Here is a 340-nt window from a genome sequence, read left to right as displayed (position 1 = left end):
GCTTGGCGGGAATATTTCTAACGCATTATCTGATGAAAAAGTGGGATCACTCGGCTCGATGATTACAACGTTCATACTCGTTGTACTTCACATTATAAGCTCAGTCTTAATCTTGGAATGGGACAGATGGAGACGCTTTTTAGAGCCAGCACCTAATATTCTTATACATAATGGTTCCATTGATTATAGCAATTTGAAAAAAGCGAGAATTACGGTGGAATATTTAATTTCGGAACTTCGTATGCGAAATGTGAGTGATATTCAAACTATCAAATTAGCATTGTGGGAAGGGTATGGCTTTATTTCGGTATTTCAGTATCCAGAAGATGAAGCTGGTTCG

The 340-nt window shown here is 37.9% G+C and carries 1 protein-coding gene; it reads left to right on the top strand.

Annotation, left to right across the window (positions count from 1 at the left end; all coding sequences use genetic code 11):
* Positions 1–340, top strand: a 340-nt coding sequence (locus tag KVT31_RS29420) for a DUF421 domain-containing protein (RefSeq protein ID WP_217613711.1), incomplete at both ends; no start/stop codon positions are given.

The sequence above is a fragment of the Bacillus sp. GbtcB14 genome (genome assembly GCF_019091205.1).
Lineage (GTDB): Bacteria > Bacillota > Bacilli > Bacillales > Bacillaceae_G > Bacillus_A > Bacillus_A cereus_AG.
Note: the sequence above shows the minus strand (reverse complement) of the source record. Positions and strands in the feature narration are given on the sequence as shown.